Raw genomic sequence first — 19,728 nt, forward strand, 5'->3', positions numbered from 1 at the left:
TACCGTGGGCAGTCTAGCCGACCATCACGGTCGGTTTGTCCGGCGAAGCAAGGAGTGTGGTTGTGGCGGTAATGCAGCAAATCCAGGCCGAGGTCGATCGTTACCCGCTCGTGCTGTTCATGAAGGGCACCCCGCAATACCCGATGTGCGGCTTTTCCAGCCGCGCCGTGCAGGCATTGATGGCAGCCGGCGCCGTCACCCTGCGCACTGTCAACGTGCTCGAAGAGCCGGAGATCCGCGCCAACCTGCCGCGCTTTTCCAATCTGCCGACCTTCCCGCAGCTGTTCATCAACGGTGAGTTGATCGGCGGCTGCGACATCGTCATGGAACTGTTTGAATCCGGCGAGCTCAAGCGCATCGTCGAAGAGGCGACCCAGGGATGAGTGCCTGGCCGTCGACGTCACCGACTGACGGGGCGATCGATGGCCGCCCGTTGCAGGATCGCGTCGTACTGGTCGCCGGCGCCGGGGGAGGGCTGGGCAGTGCCGCGGCGGTCGCCGCAGCCGCAGCCGGTGCCACCGTGGTCCTGCTGGGACGCAAGCCGCGCCGGCTGGACCGGGTCTATGCCCAGGTCCAGGCGGTCGGTCCGGAACCGCTTCTGTACCCGTTGGACCTGGAAGGCGCCAGCCCCGATGACTATGCCGAACTGGCCCAGGCCCTGCAGCGCGAGCTGGGGCGGCTGGATGGACTGCTGGTCTGCGCCGCGCATTTCCCCGGGCTGACTCCGTTTGAACTGGCTGACCCGGCCAGTTTCGCCCGTGCGGTCCATGTCACCCTGACCGCGCCGGCCTGGCTGGCCCAGGCCTGCCTGCCGCTGCTGCGGCAACGCGAGGATGCCGCTCTGGTGTTCGCGGTCGATGCCCCCGACCGGGTGGGGCAGGCCTATTGGGGGGGGTATGGCGTGGCCCAGCACGGCCTGCGTGGCCTGATCGCCAGCCTGCACGATGAACTGGGCCGCAGTCCCATCCGGGTCAGCGGCCTGTACCCCGGCCCCCTGCGCACGGCGCTTCGGGCCCGCGCCTATTCCGTGGACCAGGACCCGGCTGCGCAAGGCCCGGAAGCCGCGGCGGCCGCTGCGGTGACCCTGCTGTCCGCCGCTGGTAGCGCCTGGCGCGGGCAGATTCTCGATGCCGGTGAGACGCCTCGGGAAAGGTGAGTCCTGTGGGAAGATGGAGTGAAGAACCCGTCACGATTGCGTTGCGAACCGGTGCCGTTTGTCGCACAACCGTCACATTGATGGCGTAGCGTGTTAATCTAGTGTTAACCGTTAGGGCTGCCTTCAGCCGAGCGGTAGGGAACCCCAGATAACTCTCCGATCAGCCACCCGCAGGGCTGCTTGGATGCGCTTTTTTCCGCCATCGCCAACTCGCATCGAGGCTACCGAAAAATGACCCACCCACTCCGGATGTCCAAGCTTACCCTTGGTCTCGTGGCTGCACTTGCCGCCGCTCCCGCCTTCGCCCAGAGCACCTCTGCCGGTGTCGGCGGCCAGGTGATGTCCGCCGCAGGCCAGCCTGTCGCCGGCGCTGAAGTCACCATCACCCACACCGAGTCGGGCACTGTTTCGCGTGCCACCACCGATGCGTCGGGCCGCTACAACGCGCGCGGTCTGCGCGTGGGTGGTCCGTACACCATCACCATCACCAAGTCCGGTGAAGGCACCAAGACCGAAGAAGGTGTCTACCTGAACCTGAACCAGGTCAACACCGTCAACGCCAACCTGGGCGGTGACCTGGCTGCGACCAACCTGGACGCGGTGAACGTTGTCGCCACCGCCGGCGGCCTGGACCTGTTCAGCGCCAACAAGATGGGCACCGGTACCAACGTCACCCGCGAAACGATGGATGCGCTGCCGTCGGCCAACCGCAACATCCAGGACTACGTCCGTCTCGACCCGCGCATCTCGCAGGTCAGCAAGGCAGACGGCGCGATCTCGGCGGGTGGCCAGAACACCCGTTACAACGCCATCCGCATCGACGGCATCAGCGCCTCCGATCCGTTCGGCCTGGGCTCCAACAACCTGCCGACCGAGCGTCAGCCGGTGTCGATGGATGCCATCCAGGAAATCAACATCGACCTGGCCAACTACGACACCACCATCGCCGGTGGCACTGGTGCGGTGATCAATGCCGTGACCAAGTCGGGTACCAATGAATTCCACGGCACTGTGTACGGCTCCTACCGCGACAAGGACATGGTCCGTTCGCGCCTGGAAGGTGACCGCCAGGACTTCAACGGCTTCGAGGACGAGAAGACCTATGGCATGACCTTCGGCGGCCCGATCGTCAAGGACAAGCTGTTCTTCTTCACCAACTATGAAAAGTACGAGCGTTCGGCCGCCGGCATCAGCCTGAGCGATACGCCGATCGGCAAGGGCACGATCACCCAGAAGGACATCACTGATGTCCAGAACTACCTGGGTAATCTGGGCTATGACCCGGGCAGCCTGTCGGCGCCGAACAGCAAGACCGAGATCGAAGAGTACGCAGTCAAGCTGGACTGGAACATCAACGAGAACCACCGTGCGGCCCTGCGCTACAACAAGATGGAGCAGAACGTCGTTCGCTTCCCGCAGGTCAGCAGCAGCGCCATCTCGCTGAGCAACTTCTGGTACCAGCAGCCGACCGAATACGAAACCTGGATGGGTGAACTGTTCAGCGACTGGTCCGAGAACTTCTCGACCGAATTCAAGGTTTCGCACAAGGATTACTCGGCCAACCGCGTTCCGCTGGTCGACATGCCGCAGATCCGCATCCGTTCGGGTAATGATTCGCTGTACGTCGGTACCGAGCAGAACACCCATGTCAACATCGTCGAGTCGAAGGAGCTGAGCGCCTTTGGTGCCGGTACCTGGTACATCGGTGACCACACCGTCAAGTTCGGCTTCGATTACTCGAAGAACGAGCTGATGAACTTCTATGGCCGCAACCTCAACGGCGTCTACGAATTCAACAGCGTCAACGACTTCCTGGCAGGCAGGGCTGCGCGCTACCAGCTGCGTGCGCCGCGTGCCGATGGCAGCCGCAGCGACATCCCGGCCGACTTCACCCTGAAGAACACCGGCGTGTTCGTGCAGGACACCTGGGCGATCAACTACAACCTGAGCCTGATGTTCGGCGTCCGCGTGGACATGCCTGACTTCAGCAGCCAGCGCCTGTACAACCCGCGCATCGAGCAGCTGTACGGCTTCAACAACACCAAGCTGGTCGACAAGAACCTGGTGCAGCCGCGTGTTGGCTTCAACTACACCTTCGACAGCGAGCGTCCGACCCAGCTGCGCGGTGGCGTGGGCCTGTTCGGTGGCGCCGCCCCGAATGTGTGGCTTGCGGGTGCCTACCAGAACACCGGCCTGAACTACATCGAGTATGACCAGCGCAATCCGCCGGTCGGCTCCTTCACTCCGGACGGCAACAATCCGTATATCCCGGCAGGTGGCCCGGCGACTGCGCGCCAGAACGTGGACATCATCGCGCCGGGCACCCGCCTGCCGTCGGTGTGGAAGGCCAACCTGGCGTTCGACCATGAACTGCCGTGGTACGGCATCGTGGCGTCGGCCGAACTGCTGGTGACCAAGGTCAAGGACGGCATCTACTTCGACCGCCTGGACATTGGCGCGCCGACCGTTACCGGTCCGGATGGCCGCGCGATCTATTGGAACCCGCAGGGCCGTAACCCGGCCAACACCCGCGGGGACCTGGGCATGACCACTGGCACCAACGGTGCGGTCGACCGTGCCAATCGCCCGAGTGACATGGGTGACGTGCTGGTCATGCGCAACACCGACAAGGGCCGTGGCGCCCAGGCCACCTTCTCGCTGGCCAAGCCGCTGACCGAGAACTGGGGCTGGTCGCTGGGTTACACCTATACCCAGTCGAAGGAAGTCAGCCCGCTGTCCAGCTCGCAGAACACCTCGAACTGGAACAACACGCTGATCTTCAACTCCAACGAAGACGTGGCCTACAACTCGCGCTACGCGCTCAAGGACCGCATCACCGGCACCCTGGAGTGGAAGCACAACTTCTTCGGTGACAACGCCACCCGCGTCGGCCTGTTCTACGAAGGTCGCTCGGGCCGTCCGTACAGCTACATCTTCTACAACGATGCCAACGGCGACGGTGCTACCACCAATGATCTGTTCTACGTGCCGAAGGGCCCGGGCGACGTGCTGTTCACTGGCGGCGCGACCATGGAAAAGGCGTTCTTCGACTGGCTGGCGCAGAACCCGGAGCTGGATGCCTACCGCGGCAGCGTGGTTCCGGCCAACCGGCATCGCGCCAAGTGGATCAACTCCTTCGATGTCCGCATCAGCCAGGAGTTCCCGGGCTTCGTGAAGAGCCACAAGGGCGAGATCGCGCTGGACATCATGAATGTCGGCAACCTGCTGAACAAGAAGTGGGGCCTGATCGACGATTACGGCTTCTACTCGACCCGCCGCGTTGCCAACTACGCGGGTATCGATCCGGCCACCGGCAAGTACGTGTACTCGTTCACCGGTGCCGACAGCTCTGCGATCCAGGAAAACAACAACGACAAGGGCAACACCGCCGTGTCGCGTTGGTCGATGCAGCTGACCCTGAAGTACAAGTTCTGATCCATCAGCGCTTGAAGTGGTAAGTGGAAACGGCCGGGGAAACCCGGCCGTTTTCCGTTCAGGCGAAAGTTCTTGCAGGGCGTGGGGCAACGGCGTAGCATCCAGAAATATGCGCGGTGCCAACGCCGCCGATGCGGTCCCGAAATGGCGGACGCGGGCGGTACACATCCAACGGTCGGGCTTCCCGGCCGTTTTGCTTTTTAAGGGGGCGGCAGTACAGTCGGAAACCTTGAAGGAAGCGAAAAATTGGATATGACCACGAACGAAAAATCGGCCCGTGCACTGCCGGTGCAGGATGCCCGGATCTACCCGCGCGGTGGGCTGGATGTGTTGTCGCGGGCCGAGGTGGCACGCCTGCGCGATGCCTCCGCCGGCGGCATGCATGAGCTGCTGCGCCGCTGCGCGCTGGCCGTGCTGACCAGCGGCAGCGCCTCGGACGATCCGCGCGCCGCGCGCGATCTCTACCCTGATTTCGACATCCAGGTAGCGCAGCAGGATCGCGGCGTGCGCATCGATCTGGTCAACGCACCGGCGATGGCCTTCGTCGACGGCGAGATCATCCGCGGTGTCGCCGAACTGCTGTTCGCCGTCGTGCGCGACCTGGCCTACATGGCCATCGAAATGGGCCCGGCCTACGCGGCCGAGCTGGAGTCATCCGAGGGCATCACCAACGCGGTGTTCGGCCTGCTGCGCAACGCGCGCATCCTCAATCCGGGTGATCCGAACCTGGTGGTGTGCTGGGGCGGACACTCGATCTCGCGCGACGAATACCTGTACACCAAGCAGGTGGGCTATGAACTGGGCCTGCGCGGCCTGGACATCTGCACCGGCTGTGGCCCGGGTGCGATGAAGGGCCCGATGAAGGGTGCCACCATCGCCCACGCCAAGCAGCGCCGTACCGTGACGCGTTACATCGGCCTGACCGAGCCGGGCATCATCGCCGCCGAGTCGCCGAACCCGATCGTCAACCACCTGGTGATCATGCCGGACATCGAGAAGCGCCTTGAGGCCTTCGTCCGCATCGGGCACGGCATCATCGTGTTCGCCGGTGGCGTCGGTACCGCCGAAGAGATCCTGTACCTGCTCGGCATCCTGCTGCGCGAGGAGAACAGGGACCTGCCGTTCCCGCTGATCCTGACCGGCCCGACGGTAGCGGCACCGTACTTCGAGCAGATTGATCGCTTCATTCGCCTGACCCTGGGCGATGCGGCTGCCGAGCGCTACGAGATCATCATCGGCGACCCGGTGGCGGTTGCGAAGAAGATGGCCACCGGCATCAAGCGCGTGCGCGAGCACCGCCTGGCGCAGAAGGACTCGTTCTTCTTCAACTGGTCGATCGAGATTCCGTGGGAGTACCAGCAGCCGTTCGTACCCACCCACGAAGCGATGGCGGCGCTGGACCTGCACCACGGGCGTGCCCCGCACGCGCTGGCGGCCGACCTGCGCCGCGCGTTCTCGGGCATCGTCGCCGGCAACGTGAAGGAAGACGGCATGCGCCGCATCGAGCAGTTCGGGCCGTTCCAGATCCACGGTGACCCGGACATGATGCAGGCGCTGGATGCGCTGCTGCGCGCCTTCGTCGAGCAGCGCCGGATGAAGATCTCCGGCGAGTACCAGCCCTGCTACCAGGTGCTGGCCTGAACCCGGGCCGGCGTGATGGGGATCGCGCCGGCACTGGCAGGGGAGGACGGGTCGTCAAGCCTTTGACGCCCGTCGCCCCGGATTGACCGTTCATCCTGCCGCCGCTTGCCGGTGGCGGGGCGATGGCCCATCGTGGCCACCAACACGCTGGGGAGCGTCCAATGTCTTTGCGCCGGCAAAACGGCTTCACGCTGGTTGAACTGATGGTCACGCTGGCCGTCTTCGTGGTCCTGGCGTCGATCGCCTACCCGAGCTTCCGCGGCATGATCCGCTCGAACCGGCTGGCGACCGCCAACAACGAGCTGATCGCGCTGGCCAACCTGGCCCGCAGCGAAGGCATCCGCAACAGCAACGGTGGCGGCGTCTGTGGCAGCGCCGATGGCAAAGCCTGTGACGGCGACTGGTCCAAAGGGGTACTGGCCTGGTCGGACCTGGATGGCGACGGCCAGATGGGCAGCAATGACGTCGCGCTGCGCTTTTCACAGGGCAATCCGCAGCTGAGCGTAGTTGGCCCGCCGGGCGCGGTCATCGCCTTCGACGGGCGCGGCCGGCGCAGGGCGGTCGCCGATCAGACGCTGGTGCTGTCGCCGGATGCGTGCAAGGCCGGCGAATCGAAAAGCACGTTGACGATCAACCAATCCGGCCAGGTCCGGGTGACCAAGGGAACCTGCTCATGAGCCGCCGCAACCTGGCCCGCCCGCGTTCGTCGCAGGGGGGCTTCAGCCTGATCGAAGTGATGGTGGCGGTGCTGATCCTGGCATTCGGGCTGCTGGGCTTCGCCCTGCTGCAGACCACCAACGTCCGCTTCGTGCAGAGCGCGAACTACCGTACCCAGGCGACCAACCTGGCCAACGACCTGATCGAACTGATGCGCGCGCAGCGCACCGACACCCTGGCCGGTGGCGCCTATTCCTCGGCCTCGTTCTCGGCCGGCTCGGTGAAGCCCAGCGGGGCCTGTGCCTGGCCCACTGGCGCTGCCGTGACGCCGCAGGCGAACGTGGCACGCTGGCAGTGCGAGGTCGCGCGTACGCTGGGCGAGAAGGCCAGCGCGCAGGTGACCTTCGTGCAGAGCACCGGCGAGGTCACCGTGGCCATCAGCTGGGGTGACCAGCGCTGGGATCCGAAGGACCCCGACAGCCTTACCACCTTCGGCCTGACGACCTTCCTGTGAACATGCCCATGAGTCCAATTTCGCGCGTCCGAGGCCTGTCGCTGATCGAACTGATGATTGCCATGGTCATCGGCCTGGTCCTGATGCTGGGCGTCACCCAGATCTTCATCGCCTCGCGTGCGGCATCGCGCCTGTCCGAAGGTGCGGCCCGTACTCAGGAGAACGCGCGCTTCGCGCTGGATTTCCTGCAGCGTGACCTGCGCATGGCCGGCCACTTCGGCTGCGTCAACGACCAGGCCCATGTCGTCAAGAACACCGGCGATGTCGGTTATCACCTGGGCATCAGCTCGGGCAGTGGCGACCCGCAGGATTTCTCGGTTCCGGTGCAGGGGTATGAGGCAGCAGGTACGGCGCCGGGCGCCACCCTGACCCTGGGCCGCGCGTGGAGCGCGGCGCAGTCGGTGCCGAAGAGCATCGCCAACCTCAAGCCGGCGCCACTGCCGGGCAGCGACATCCTGGTGCTGCGCCTGATGAGTCCGGAAGGGGCCGTGGTGACCGGCATCTCCGTGGCCGCGGGCGCGACCACGCTGACCGTCTCCAGTGATGGCATGGCCCGGCTGAAGGCCAACGCCGCAGGTGCGCCGACGGTCTTCGGCATAGCCGACTGCACCCGTGCCGACGTGTTCCCGGCCACCATCAGCGGTTCGACGGTGAAGGTGGACAAGGTCGACCTGAGCAACTATTCGATCAACAACGCGATGACCATGCTGTATCGCGCCGATGGCATGGCGTACTACATCGCGACCAATCCCAATGGCGAGCCGGCGCTTTACCGGGCACGCGCGAATGGCGCCGGCGGCTACGCCGATGGCGAGGAGCTGGTGGAAGGCATCGAGAACATGCAGTTCCTGTACGGACTGGATGCCACCCCGGATATCGCCCTGCCCACGCCGCCGACCGGTCGCATCGTCGACCAGCGCGTGGCCAGTGCGGTCAGCACCGGTACCGATGCCACCGCCGCAGGGCAGTGGCGCCGCGTCGGCATGGTGCAGGTCGGCCTGCTGGCGCGCAGCCCGCAGCGTGCGTCGGCCGAGGCGCCGGGCAGCGCGGCCACCTATCCGGCCATCCTCGGGGTGGGCTTTGCCCCGGCCGATCCTTACGACCAGCGCCATCGGGGCGCCTATGAAGCGTCCGTTGCGCTGCGCAACCGCTTGTTCGGGAACTGACGACCATGCGCACTCATCCTTCCTCCCGACGCCGTCCCTTCGTTGCCCAGGCACGACAGCAGGGTGCCGTTCTCTACGTCGCGCTGATCATGCTGGTGCTGCTGGCCCTGCTGGGCGTCATCGGCATGCAGGTGGCCGGCATGCAGGAGCGCATGGCGGCCGGCTACCGGGCGACCAACATGGCGTTCCAGAACGCCGAAGGCGCGGCACGCAGCGCCGAGAACGCGGTGGAGAACATCGCCAATCGCAAGGATGCCGGTGCCAATCCGGCCGTAGCGTCCGCCGACATCAGCCAGCAGTGCGATGACGGCTTCGATCCGTCGGCCTGGGTCGCGAAAACCAAGCTAGGCAGCAAGCCGGCCATCTATGTCCGTGAGATCCAGGGTTGCATCCAGGGGGAGGGTGCGCTGGACATGGGCAAGTCGGTGGAGAAGCCAACACCGGTCTACCAGATCACGACCTATGCCGGTGACACCACCAGTGATGCGACGTCGCGTGCGGCGATCGATACCGTATTCAAGCTGTGAGGGTGGGGAGCCCATGAACACTCGCAACCGCAGGATCCTGGCAGGCGTTGGCCTTGCCGTGTTGGCCGCTGGCGGCTATCTGGCGCATACCTTGTTTGCCGCACAGGCGCAGGGCGTGCTGGCACAGGAGCCGATGAACGTGCAGACCCGCGCGACACCGGCGTTCATCATGGCGGTGGACGATTCGGGTTCGATGAACTTCGAGCGCATGTTCCCCGGTGGTGACGGCCGCATGCGCTGGAACAGCAACACCAACAGCTTCTTCAACAACGACGGAAGCTTCTTCAGCGTGGGCTCGGCGTGTGCCAACAACTCGGTGGACTGTTACCTCTACCTTTACCCGCACGCGGAATTCAACAAGGAATATTCACCTGGCCGGGCCATTCCGCCGTTGGACATCTACGGTTTCGCGCGTTCGCATGTCTACAACGCCAGTTACTTCAATCCGGCAGTGACCTACCGGCCGTGGACCAATGCCGACGGCACGCTGTGGCCGAATGCCTCGATCACCCAGACCCGCGCCGATCCGCGTTCGGCCCAGCGCGGTTACAATGCTGTCTACAACATGACGACCGACCGTTCCACGACGGCGGAACAGTTCCAGTTTGTCAGCGGTATGCGGATTCCCGACCTGTCCGGCACCGGCAACTCCTACTACACCGGTCGTGGCTGGAGCACTGCGGCGACCAGCATCACCAGCAGCACCACCTATGCGGTGACCTATTTCCCGGCCACGTTCTACCTGCCTGCGGCGGCACCGGCTCCGGCGGGCTACAAGACGGACAATACCAGCCGGCCGCTGATCGCAGGCGCCTGTGGTCCCAGCTGCGACATGCGCCGCTACCAGATCAAGCCGGGCAACTACTCGAGCCCGGCCGCCTACAACGCCGCGATCCAGAATTTTGCCAACTGGTTCCAGTACCACCGCAACCGCGTGCTGGCGATCGTCGGTTCGTCGACTGCGGCGCTGGTGAGCGTCGATACGATGCGCGTGGGCTACTTCACCATCAACAAGCTCAGCAACGCGACCATGTATGACATGGTCACCAATCGTGCCGATCTCTACAAGCAGATCTACACGCTCACCGGCAATGGCGGCACGCCCAACCGCCGCGCGGTTGAATATCTGGTCGACCAGTTCCGTCGTACCGATGCCGACGCCCCCGTGCAGCTGGCCTGCCAGCGCAATGGCGGCATGCTGTTCACCGACGGCTACACCAACTCCGGCAATGCACCCAACGGATCGTTCGGTGATGCGGACTCGGTGAATTCCACGCACCTGCCGTCCATTCCGTTCGCCGATGGCTACAGCAATACCATCGCCGACATCGCGGCGGCGGCCTATGCCGGCGCCCGCACACCCCTGCGCACCGGCACCAGCTTCCCGGCCGGCCAGGTGCCGGTCAGTGACAAGTGCAGTTCGCTGGACAAGAGCAGCCCGGACTGGAAGCGCCTGGACTGCCAGACCGACCTGCACATGAACTTCTACGGCGTGACCCTGGGCGCGCAGGGCAAGATATATGGCGTCAACCAGGCAGCGACCGACGATCCCTACAAGAACCCGCCGAACTGGGCTGGCAACGGCAACCCGCTGAATGTCGACGACGGTACGGTCATCGATGAACTGTGGCACGCGGCCGTCAACAGCCGTGGTGAGTTCATCAATGCGCAGACGCCGGCCGACGTCACCGAGGCCATGCGCCGGGTACTGTCCTCGATCACCGGTGGTGCGTCGCCTTCAGGCACGATCGGTATCAGTGGTGCACGCATCGGTACCGGCTCGTTGGCGGTCACCCCGCGTTATGACATCACCAACAGCGGCACTGATTGGTCGAGCAAGCTGACCGCGTCCAGCGTCAAGGTCAACGCCGACCAGGTGGCCGAGCTCACCGAGGTGTGGGAAGCCTCCAGCCGCCTGACATCGTCCGGCCGCCGGATCGTCGCCAACAAGCTGGGTTCGCCCGTGGATTTCAACAGCGCCCGCATCAGCCTGCAGGACCTGTGCAGCAAGCCTGACGGCAAGTACGCGACGATGCTGGTGTGCTCCACCGACAAGCTGACGGCGATAAAGGCTGATCTGGCCAGTGCCATCAACTATCTCAGTGCCGACAGCTCGACCGAAGTCCGCAACGGCGGCAAGTATCGCGACCGCACCACGCCGCTGGGTGACATCGTCAATTCGGCGCCGGTGGTGAGCTCGCCGCTGGACGACTACGGTTACCGCCAGCTCGGGGGCACCTACGCAAAGAGCTATACGGACTACCTGGCCACCAAGGCCAAGTCGCAGCGGTACATGGTCTATGTCGGCGCCAATGACGGCATGCTGCACGCCTTCGACGGCGGCATGAAGGCCGACGCCAAGCAGGACGGCACCGGTGGCACGGAGAGCTTTGCCTACATCCCGGCCACGGCGCTGGGCCACATGGCCAACCTGCTGTTCCCCTACAAGTCCGACACGGCCGACCAGACCTTCCGTCATCGTTACTACGTCGATGGTCCGGTGACGGTGTCCGATACGTTCAACGGCACCGCCTGGCAGACCAGCCTGGTAGGCACCACGGGTGCGGGTGGCCGTTCGGTGTTCGCACTGGACGTCACCACGCCGGGCAGCTTCGGCACCGGCAACGTGCTGTGGGAAATCAGTGACATCAATTCGTCGCTGCGGGATGAGGTGCGCAACAACATCGGTTTCGTGCTGGGCAAGCCGGTGATCGTGCCGGTGAAGAGTGGCACCGGCGTGGCCTGGAAGGCGATCTTTGGTAATGGCTACGGCAGCGCCAACGGCAAGGCGGTGTTGTTCGTGGTCGATATGGCCAGTGGCGACATCCGGATGATCGAAGCCGTCGAGGGTACCTCGGGCGCTGGCATCTCCGGTGACAACGGATTGGGCAATGTGGTCGTTGTCGATCGTTGGACCGGTACCAACCAGGATGCGCGCGGTCGTGATGGCCTGGCCGACACCGTCTATGCTGCCGATCAGCGTGGCGCCGTGTGGAAGTTCGACCTGACCAGCAGTGCGAATACCACGTTGACCGTGCCGATGTTCACCAGCCAGGTTGCCCAGGACTCCTCCAACAGGACCTACCGTCAGCCGATCACCGGTGGCATGACCGCCGCGACCGGTCCTTCGGGCGGCGTGATGCTTTACTTCGGCACCGGCAGCTTCTCCTTCACCAGCGACAAGGATGACAAGTCGCAGCAGGCGCTGTACGCCGTGAACGATCTGTCGGGCAAGACGGTGACCTCGACGGTGACCGCTGCCAACCTGGTTCCGTACACGGCCGCGGCCGCCGCTGCAGGCGTTGATGAGCGCAAGATCACCGCGGGTGCGGCGCCGGCCAACGCCCGCGGCTGGATGATCCAGCTGCCTGCCGGCAACGGTGAACGCGCAGTAGGTAACCCGATCCTGGTCAGTGGCATTGTCTTCATGCCGACCTATGTACCCAACATGGAAACGGTCGGCTGTTCGACCAGTGGTTCGAACTGGCTGTTCGGGTTGTCGTCGATCAGCGGCCTGCCGATGCTGGAGAACGTCCGTTATGGCTCGCCGACCGGCAGCCGACCCGCCTCCGGCACCGCGGCCATTGCATTGAAGACAGGAGGAACCGCGCCAGTGCGTGACGTCTCGCTGTCGGTGTTGCCACGTCCGACGGACAACAAGGCACCGCCCGGTGGCAGCTCCTGCTGGATGGCGGTGGGTGCTGCGGGCAGCCAGTCGCTGTATCTGCCTTACCCGTGCGGTCGCCAGTCCTGGCGCCAGCTCCAGTAACCCAAGTGCGAGGATCCACGCCCATGTTGCACACTCCCATGCCTCGCCGCGCGGCCGGCTTCACGCTGATTGAATTGATGATCGTGGTGATCGTCATCGGCATCCTGGCGGCGATCGCCATTCCGTCTTACCAGGAGTACGTGCGCCGATCGCATCGCGCCGTGGTGAAGGCGGACCTGGCCGAGTATGCGCAGCGTGCGGAGCGCTACCACACCAGCAACAACTCCTACACCGGCTACGCACTGCCGACCAAGGTGTCGCCGCGTGATGGAGGGACTGCGCGCTACAACCTGGATTACAAGGGCGACGGCACCAGCTTCACCATCACTGCCACCCCGCAGGGCACGCAGGCCAAGGACAGCTGTGGCAAGTTGAGCGTGGACCAGGCCAACCGCAAGACGGCCGACGGCGGCGTTGCCAGCTGCTGGTGAAACAGGTGTTGATCTTCCTGTAATCGATCAGTACAATGCGCCTCCCCGCCCGAATAGCTCAGCCGGTTAGAGCACTTGACTGTTAATCAGGGGGTCGTTGGTTCGAGTCCAACTTCGGGCGCCAGATATTGCAAAAGCCGCGAGAAGTCGCGGCTTTTGTTTTTCTGCGCAAGCGTTCAGCAGGGGGGTGCCGCGATCTACGCGCTCGCTTCGGACGCGGCCGCCGTTGTTGACGATCAATGCGCCATGCAGCTTGTTGCCCGCGCAGATGCGCAGGGTCAGATTGGCCCCCGGGCTGCGTCCATCTGCCTGGAAGAACAGCTGCGGGCGCCCGCTGCTGGCCTGGGCAAGGATCGATATGTCCGAACGCCCGGTTTGGTGGCTCAGGATCGCCTCCGGCGAGGCAGGCTCCCCGCGCTGGTCGCCGCTGCGGTAGATGATCCAGCCGGCGCTCCAGTCGTCACTGCAGTGCTGGCCGTCGACACTGGCGCAGAGGCCGATCAGCTCCCGTCTGCGCACTGCCTCGCTGCGTGCGCCGGACAGGCTGGCATGCAGGGTCAGTTGCAGTGCATCGGCGCGTTGCCGCAGCAACAGGGGCTGCAGCGCCGGCCAGGACGCGGCCAGCAGCACCGCCAGCACAGTGACGACCACCAGCAGTTCGGTCAGGTGCACGCCCCGCGCAGAGCGGGGGCCGAGCGGGCAGGGGGCTTGGGCAGTGCGCATGCATCCAGCCTCCGCGCCCGGCTGTGCGGCCGCCATCGGGAATCCCCGTAGGGGTCTGCCCGGCAACCCCTCAGCCGGCCGTCACTCCTCGCCCCGTATACTCACCCTTCCCGGGAACTGGCAACACCATGAGCGACAGTTTTGAACTTGTCTCGCCGTATTCGCCGGCGGGCGACCAGCCCAACGCCATCGCGAAGCTGACCAGCAACTTCGAGGCCGGCATCGCCAAGCAGACCCTGCTGGGCGTGACCGGCTCGGGCAAGACTTACACCATCGCCAACGTCATCCAGAACGTTCAGAAGCCGACGCTGATCATGGCACCGAACAAGACGCTGGCGGCGCAGCTGTATGGCGAGTTCAAGGCGTTCTTCCCGCACAACGCGGTGGAGTACTTCGTCAGCTATTACGACTACTACCAGCCCGAAGCCTACGTGCCGTCGTCGGACACCTTCATCGAGAAGGACAGTTCGATCAACGAACACATCGAGCAGATGCGGCTGGCCGCGACCAAGACCCTGCTGTCGCGCCCGGACGCGATCGTGGTGGCCACGGTGTCCGCGATCTATGGCCTGGGGGCGCCGGAAGACTACCTTTCACTGCGCCTGATCCTGTCCAAGGGCGAGCGCATCGACCAGCGCGACCTGATCAACCACCTGACCCAGCTGCAGTACACGCGGAATGAGTACGAGCTGCAGCGCGGTACCTTCCGCGTGCGCGGCGAAGTGATCGACGTGTTCCCGGCCGAGTCGGACAGCGAAGCACTGCGCCTCGAACTGTTCGATGGCGAGGTCGAGAAGATCACCCTGTTCGACCCGCTGACCGGCGAGACGCTGCGCAACATGCAGCGCTTCACGGTCTACCCGAAGACGCACTATGCGACCACGCGCGAGCGCGTGCTGGCGGCGATCGAGACGATCAAGGTAGAGCTGAAGGAGCGGCTGGAGCAGCTCTACGCGCAGAACAAGCTGGTGGAAGCGCAGCGCCTGGCCCAGCGCACGCAGTTCGACCTGGAAATGATGGCCGAGGTCGGTTACTGCAACGGCATCGAGAACTACTCCCGGCACCTGACCGGCAAGAATGCCGGCGAGCCGCCACCGACCTTGTTCGACTACCTGCCGCCGGATGCGCTGCTGGTGATCGACGAATCGCATGTGACCATCCCGCAGATCGGCGCCATGTTCAAGGGTGACCGCTCGCGCAAGGAAACCCTGGTTGAGTTCGGTTTCCGCCTGCCGTCGGCGCTGGACAACCGCCCGCTGCGCTTCGAGGAATGGGAGGAGCGCTGCCCGCGCAGCATCTACGTGTCGGCCACGCCCGGGCCCTATGAACTGCGTGAAGCCGGTGACGAGATCACCGAACTGGTGGTGCGCCCAACCGGCCTGATCGACCCAGTGGTGGAGATCCGGCCGGTCGGTACCCAGGTCGACGACCTGATGAGCGAGGCCAACGCGCGCATCAAGGCGGGCGACCGCGTGCTGGTCACCACGCTGACCAAGCGCATGGCTGAAAACCTCACCGAGTACCTCACCGAACACGGTATCCGCGTGCGCTACCTGCACTCGGACGTGGATACGGTCGAGCGCGTGGAGATCATCCGCGACCTGCGCCTGGGCAAGTTCGACGTGCTGGTCGGCATCAACCTGCTGCGCGAAGGCCTGGACATGCCCGAGGTATCGCTGGTGGCGATCCTCGATGCCGACAAGGAAGGCTTCCTGCGCTCCACTGGCTCGCTGATCCAGACCATCGGCCGCGCCGCACGCAACGTGCGTGGCAAGGCGATCCTGTACGCCGACAAGATCACCCGCTCGATGCAGGCGGCGATCGATGAGACCGACCGGCGCCGTGCCAAGCAGGTCGAGTACAACGAAGAACATGGCATCGTGCCGCGCTCGGTGGCGCGCCCGATCGTCGATGTCCTTGAAGGCGCGCGTTCGGATGCCGCCGAGAGGGAAGCCAAGAAGGGTAAGGGCAAGGGCCGGGCGGGTGTGGCCGAAGAAGCGGCCGACTATCGTTCGCTGTCTCCGGCGCAGCTGGCGACCCGTCTCAAGGCGCTGGAGCAGCAGATGTACCAGCACGCCAAGGACCTGGAATTCGAGGATGCCGCACGGGTGCGTGACCAGATCCGGCAGCTGAAGGAAGCCAGCCTGGGCTGAACGTGGCAGTGCAGCATCATCTTCACAAAAGTGTTGCGCTTCACGGCCCGCATCCGTAATATACGCGGCCTGCACCGACGCAATCGCGGAAATGCAGAAGCAAAACGGGCGGTTAGCTCAGCGGTAGAGCACTACCTTGACATGGTAGGGGTCACAGGTTCGAACCCTGTACCGCCCACCACCTGCTCCCGGCGTTGCCGGTGAAGCCGTGGAAACGATGAAAGCCGGCCCCGGGGCCGGCTTTTTTCGTTCCGGCGAGCCTGGCGTTCCCGCGAAGCTGCATCCGTGCCGGTTCATTGGCATGAAATCAGTGGGTAATGCTGATCGAACGCTGGATGCGCCACTGGCCGTCGACGCGTTCCCACAGCTGCGCCACACGTACCGGGGCCGGTGCCGGATGAGGGCTGGCGCCAGTGTCGTCTGGCGATTGCTGGCTGCCCAGCCGCAGCACGCGGTCCTGGCGCAGGTGATAGAGCTGAAGGGGCTGCGCTTCATGCATGGCCTGCCGATCCTCGGTGCGCAGGATCTGGCTGCGCAGGGCATCCTCGGTGGGCCCGCAGCCGTCGCCGAACAGGCTGGAGAACAGCAGGATCAGGGCAAGCATCGGCATGGCACGGTGCTCCAGCGGGAAAGTGCGTGCAGGCTGGCAGGGTCGGCCGGGCATCGCAGCCGGCCTGCGACGAAGGCGGGAATTGGGCCGCCAAAGGCAGGCAGATGGCGATGAATCCGGGCCGCGCAGGCGTAGACTCGGCGCTGCTGCGCAAACGCGCCATTACTGCAAGGAGCTGCCGCATGAGTGATCACGTCCCGGTGTCGAGGCCCAATCCGCTCCTGGAACGCCTGTTCGGCGGCAACATGCTGGAAGGCACGTTCAAGGCCGTGATCTGGGTCGCAATCCTGTGCGCGCTGCTGGCGTGGACCACGCTGCGCTGAATGACGCCGCCGCGCCAGGCCTGCCGGGTGGCGGGTCCTGCTGACCCGATCACTCCCGCTGCCGCCGGTGCGGCGGCAGTGCCTGTGCGGGTGCTGTCAGGCGCTGAAGGCCTGGCGCAGGCTGCGCAGGGTGGCCTGGCGATGTTCCCTGGCCGTTGGCTCGCCCATCTCCAGCTCCTGCAGGCGCAGTCCGACCAGAGTCATCGACAACGCATAGCCGCGTGCCGCGTCGGCAACGCGTGACAGGCTCACTGCACGGCGGGCCAGTGCATTCACATGTTCAAGGTCGGGCATCAGTCCCAGATAGGCGCGTTCTGCGCTGTCCAGGTCCGGTGCACGCAGGATCGCGTGGGCTTCTGCGGTGGGGGAGACGGAGGCCATGGGGGTCCTTGTCAGGGGCAGCGACAGCATCGTTCGGCCACGTTGCGGGTGATGGCTGCGCATGCTGAAGGGGCAACATTGTCAGAACATTGCGCCTGCAACCGCTGGCATGCATGGGCGCAAAACCATGGCCCCAGGCACTATGATCGGCAGCGTTTCCGGTTGACGAGTCCCTGATGCGCATACTCCTGGTCGAAGACGATCCTGATCTGTCCCGCGCCCTGCAATCGGGCCTGGAGCGGCAGGGCGTGGTCGCCGATGTGGTCGGCAGCCTGGCCGAGGCCGCGCTCGCGTTGCGCGAACCGGTGCACCAGCTGCTGCTGCTCGATCGACAGTTGCCCGATGGCGATGGTGCTGGATTCGTCGCGTCGGCGCGTGCGCTGCGGCCGAACCTGGCGGTGATCATGCTGACCGCCAAGGGCACGCTGTCGGACAAGGTCGAAGGCCTGGACGTCGGTGCCGATGACTATCTGGTCAAGCCGGTGGCGATCGAGGAACTGATGGCGCGCATCCGCGCCGTATCGCGCAGGCCTTCGGCGATGGTGACGCCGAGCCTGCGGCTGGGGCGGCTCGAGTTCGATTTCGAATCGCTGCAGGCACAGGTGGAGGGCCAGCCCCTGGCATTGCCACGTCGGCAGGTGCTGGTGCTGCAGGCGTTGGCGATGCGGCAGGGCCGCACGGTGACCCGCAGTGCCCTGGAGGCTGCAGTGTACGGGTTCGATGATGAGATCCAGTCCAATGCGCTCGATGCGCATATCTCCAAGCTGCGCAAAGCGCTGCAGCAGGCCGGGGCGGGGGTGGAGATCCACGTGATCCGGGGCGTCGGCTACCTGCTGGCGGAGGCCTGAGATGGCCCGTCCGATCCGTTCGATCACCCTTGGCCTGGCTTGGCGCCTGTTCCTGGCACAGGCCTTCACCGTACTGTTCGCGGTGGTCGCGTTGATCCTGACCTGGGGTGACAAGGACTCCTGGGGCATGGACATGTTCGTTGCCGAGGCGGTGGCCAAGGCGGTGCACAGCGAAGGTGGCCGCCTGGTGCTGGACCAGGCGCGCTGGGACAAGCTCGATGCCAACGCCGGGGGAAATCTCTGGTTCGCCGCGGTGGATGACAAGGGCATGTGGCTGGAGCGCGGCACCATCCCAGCGATCCACGCGCCGATGCTGGCGCGGCTGCCGACCGTGGGCGCCACGGAACTGGGCTCGCTGGTGCCCCCTTACCTGGACGTGGCGCGGGTGATGATCCGCAACGAGGACGGGCGCCGCATCACCGTGATGGTCGGTGGCGCGCCCAAGGGCGGGCTGCTGGATGGCGCGCTGATGGTGCTGCGCCTGATCGGCCTGTGGTTCTTCCTGCCACTGATCGTGGTCACCCTGCTGGTGATGCCGACCGTGATCCACCGTGCCATGCGCGGTGTGCGCCGTTCTGCGCAGCAGGCCAAGGAACTCGACATCGGCCAACCCGGTGCTCGGCTGGATGCGCGGCTGGTCTCCACGGAAGTGGCGCCGCTGGTGGAAGCGTTCAACGATGCCATCGACAAGGTGCAGCAGGGCTACGCCGCGCGCGACAAGTTCCTCGCCGACGCGGCGCACGAGCTGCGCGTGCCGATCGCCGTGGTGCAGGCGCGCCTGGCGCAGCTGCCACAGGGTGAGCTGAAATCGCAGTTGCTGACCGACGTGGCGCGGCTGGGCAATGTTGCCGAGCACCTGCTCGATCTGCAGCGCCTTGACCGCAATGTCGGCGCATTGCAGCAGCTGGACCTGGCGCTGCTGGTGCGTGAGGCCGCCGCAGACCTGGCGCCGCTGGTGGTGGGCGCCGGCTATGGATTCGAAGTGGACGCGCCGGAATCGCCGGTGTGGATCCACGGCGACAGTCTGGCGCTGGGGCGGGTGATTGCCAACCTGGTGCACAACGCGATCGTGCACGGTGGTGGCCGTGGCACCATCTGCGTGCGGTTGGATGCGCGCGGCTTGCTGGAGGTCAGCGATCAGGGCGCGGGCATTCCAGTGAGCGACCGCGAGGCGATCTTCGAGCCGTTCCATCGCCTGCGCGCGGCGGGCAGCGGCAGTGGCCTGGGCCTGCACCTGGTGAAAGAGATCGTGCAGCACCACGGTGGCTCGGTCAGTGTCGGTGAGGCTGCGGGAGGCGGCGCAAGCTTCCGGGTCAATTTCCATCGCGGCAGCGTCCGGCGCTGACGCGTTTGCGGGGCAAGTCCCGATAGGCAAGCTGCCGCCGGTAGCGGCA

16 protein-coding genes, 2 tRNA genes and 1 pseudogene are annotated in these 19,728 nt (G+C 65.1%); 16 read left to right on the forward strand and 3 right to left on the reverse strand.

The window, feature by feature from the left end; all coding sequences use genetic code 11:
• Positions 1 to 62: 62 nt before the first annotated feature.
• The 11 genes from grxD (at position 63) to ACM0PY_RS07470 (ending at position 13,420) form a co-directional block, all read left to right on the forward strand.
• Positions 63 to 383, forward strand: a complete 321-nt coding sequence (gene grxD, locus ACM0PY_RS07420; RefSeq protein WP_005415957.1) for a Grx4 family monothiol glutaredoxin — start codon at positions 63 to 65, stop codon at positions 381 to 383.
• A complete protein-coding gene (locus tag ACM0PY_RS07425) occupies positions 380 to 1,156 on the forward strand; it encodes an SDR family NAD(P)-dependent oxidoreductase (RefSeq protein WP_111202164.1) in 777 nt (258 codons plus the stop codon). Before grxD ends, ACM0PY_RS07425 begins: the two co-directional genes overlap by 4 nt.
• A gap of 231 nt (positions 1,157 to 1,387) precedes the next feature.
• Complete coding sequence (locus ACM0PY_RS07430; protein ID WP_111202163.1) at positions 1,388 to 4,591, forward strand: TonB-dependent receptor; 3,204 nt, start codon at positions 1,388 to 1,390, stop codon at positions 4,589 to 4,591.
• Between the two features lie 252 nt (positions 4,592 to 4,843).
• On the forward strand, positions 4,844 to 6,232 hold the full coding sequence (gene ppnN / locus ACM0PY_RS07435; RefSeq protein ID WP_180885237.1) for a nucleotide 5'-monophosphate nucleosidase PpnN: 1,389 nt from the start codon (positions 4,844 to 4,846) through the stop codon (positions 6,230 to 6,232).
• A gap of 161 nt (positions 6,233 to 6,393) precedes the next feature.
• A complete protein-coding gene (locus ACM0PY_RS07440; protein ID WP_005415961.1) occupies positions 6,394 to 6,909 on the forward strand; it encodes a pilus assembly FimT family protein in 516 nt (171 codons plus the stop codon).
• A complete protein-coding gene (gene pilV, locus ACM0PY_RS07445; protein ID WP_005415962.1) occupies positions 6,906 to 7,403 on the forward strand; it encodes a type IV pilus modification protein PilV in 498 nt (165 codons plus the stop codon). The genes ACM0PY_RS07440 and pilV overlap by 4 nt, the downstream gene beginning before the upstream one ends.
• An 8-nt stretch (positions 7,404 to 7,411) precedes the next feature.
• Complete coding sequence (locus ACM0PY_RS07450) at positions 7,412 to 8,569, forward strand: PilW family protein (protein WP_065177472.1); 1,158 nt, start codon at positions 7,412 to 7,414, stop codon at positions 8,567 to 8,569.
• A 5-nt stretch (positions 8,570 to 8,574) separates the two neighbouring features.
• Entirely contained in the window at positions 8,575 to 9,096 is a 522-nt protein-coding gene (locus ACM0PY_RS07455) for a pilus assembly PilX family protein (RefSeq protein WP_032954069.1), read from the forward strand.
• A 13-nt stretch (positions 9,097 to 9,109) separates the two neighbouring features.
• Complete coding sequence (locus ACM0PY_RS07460) at positions 9,110 to 12,865, forward strand: pilus assembly protein (RefSeq protein WP_180885239.1); 3,756 nt, start codon at positions 9,110 to 9,112, stop codon at positions 12,863 to 12,865.
• Positions 12,866 to 12,888: 23 nt separating this feature from the next.
• Positions 12,889 to 13,296 carry a type IV pilin protein gene (locus ACM0PY_RS07465; protein ID WP_005415966.1) on the forward strand — a complete coding sequence of 136 codons (408 nt, stop codon included), beginning with the start codon at positions 12,889 to 12,891 and terminating at the stop codon, positions 13,294 to 13,296.
• Between the two features lie 47 nt (positions 13,297 to 13,343).
• A tRNA-Asn gene (locus ACM0PY_RS07470) sits at positions 13,344 to 13,420 on the forward strand.
• A 59-nt stretch (positions 13,421 to 13,479) separates the two neighbouring features.
• Here the strand turns inward: ACM0PY_RS07470 and ACM0PY_RS07475 are convergent.
• Positions 13,480 to 14,019, reverse strand: a pseudogene (locus ACM0PY_RS07475) (GspH/FimT family protein); the annotation flags it as partial.
• 128 nt (positions 14,020 to 14,147) lie between these two features.
• Here ACM0PY_RS07475 and uvrB point away from each other — a divergent pair.
• Both uvrB and ACM0PY_RS07485 read left to right on the forward strand, forming a co-directional pair.
• Positions 14,148 to 16,172, forward strand: a complete 2,025-nt coding sequence (gene uvrB / locus ACM0PY_RS07480) for an excinuclease ABC subunit UvrB (protein ID WP_134971322.1) — start codon at positions 14,148 to 14,150, stop codon at positions 16,170 to 16,172.
• A 106-nt stretch (positions 16,173 to 16,278) separates the two neighbouring features.
• Positions 16,279 to 16,353: transfer RNA gene (locus tag ACM0PY_RS07485), tRNA-Val, on the forward strand.
• Positions 16,354 to 16,479: 126 nt separating this feature from the next.
• On the opposite strand, the gene ACM0PY_RS07490 is transcribed toward ACM0PY_RS07485, so the two are convergent.
• Complete coding sequence (locus tag ACM0PY_RS07490; RefSeq protein ID WP_134971325.1) at positions 16,480 to 16,782, reverse strand: nuclear transport factor 2 family protein; 303 nt, start codon at positions 16,780 to 16,782, stop codon at positions 16,480 to 16,482.
• A 182-nt stretch (positions 16,783 to 16,964) separates the two neighbouring features.
• Here ACM0PY_RS07490 and ACM0PY_RS07495 point away from each other — a divergent pair, with 182 nt between their 5' ends.
• The gene (locus ACM0PY_RS07495) at positions 16,965 to 17,105 is read left to right on the forward strand and encodes a hypothetical protein (RefSeq protein WP_180886216.1); all 141 of its coding nucleotides are present in this window, start codon (positions 16,965 to 16,967) and stop codon (positions 17,103 to 17,105) included.
• Between the two features lie 96 nt (positions 17,106 to 17,201).
• Here the strand turns inward: ACM0PY_RS07495 and ACM0PY_RS07500 are convergent, their stop codons facing one another.
• Complete coding sequence (locus ACM0PY_RS07500) at positions 17,202 to 17,486, reverse strand: hypothetical protein (protein ID WP_111007592.1); 285 nt, start codon at positions 17,484 to 17,486, stop codon at positions 17,202 to 17,204.
• Positions 17,487 to 17,662: 176 nt separating this feature from the next.
• On the opposite strand from ACM0PY_RS07500, the gene ACM0PY_RS07505 reads away from it, so the two are divergent.
• Both ACM0PY_RS07505 and ACM0PY_RS07510 read left to right on the forward strand, forming a co-directional pair.
• Positions 17,663 to 18,334: a response regulator transcription factor gene (locus tag ACM0PY_RS07505; protein ID WP_049415866.1), complete on the forward strand. Its 672-nt coding sequence runs from the start codon at positions 17,663 to 17,665 to the stop codon at positions 18,332 to 18,334.
• Position 18,335: 1 nt separating this feature from the next.
• Entirely contained in the window at positions 18,336 to 19,679 is a 1,344-nt protein-coding gene (locus tag ACM0PY_RS07510) for a sensor histidine kinase (RefSeq protein ID WP_134971327.1), read from the forward strand.
• Positions 19,680 to 19,728: the final 49 nt, after the last annotated feature.

It is taken from the genome of Stenotrophomonas sp. BR163 (genome assembly GCF_047520985.2).
In the GTDB taxonomy this organism is placed as follows: Bacteria; Pseudomonadota; Gammaproteobacteria; order Xanthomonadales; family Xanthomonadaceae; genus Stenotrophomonas; species Stenotrophomonas sepilia.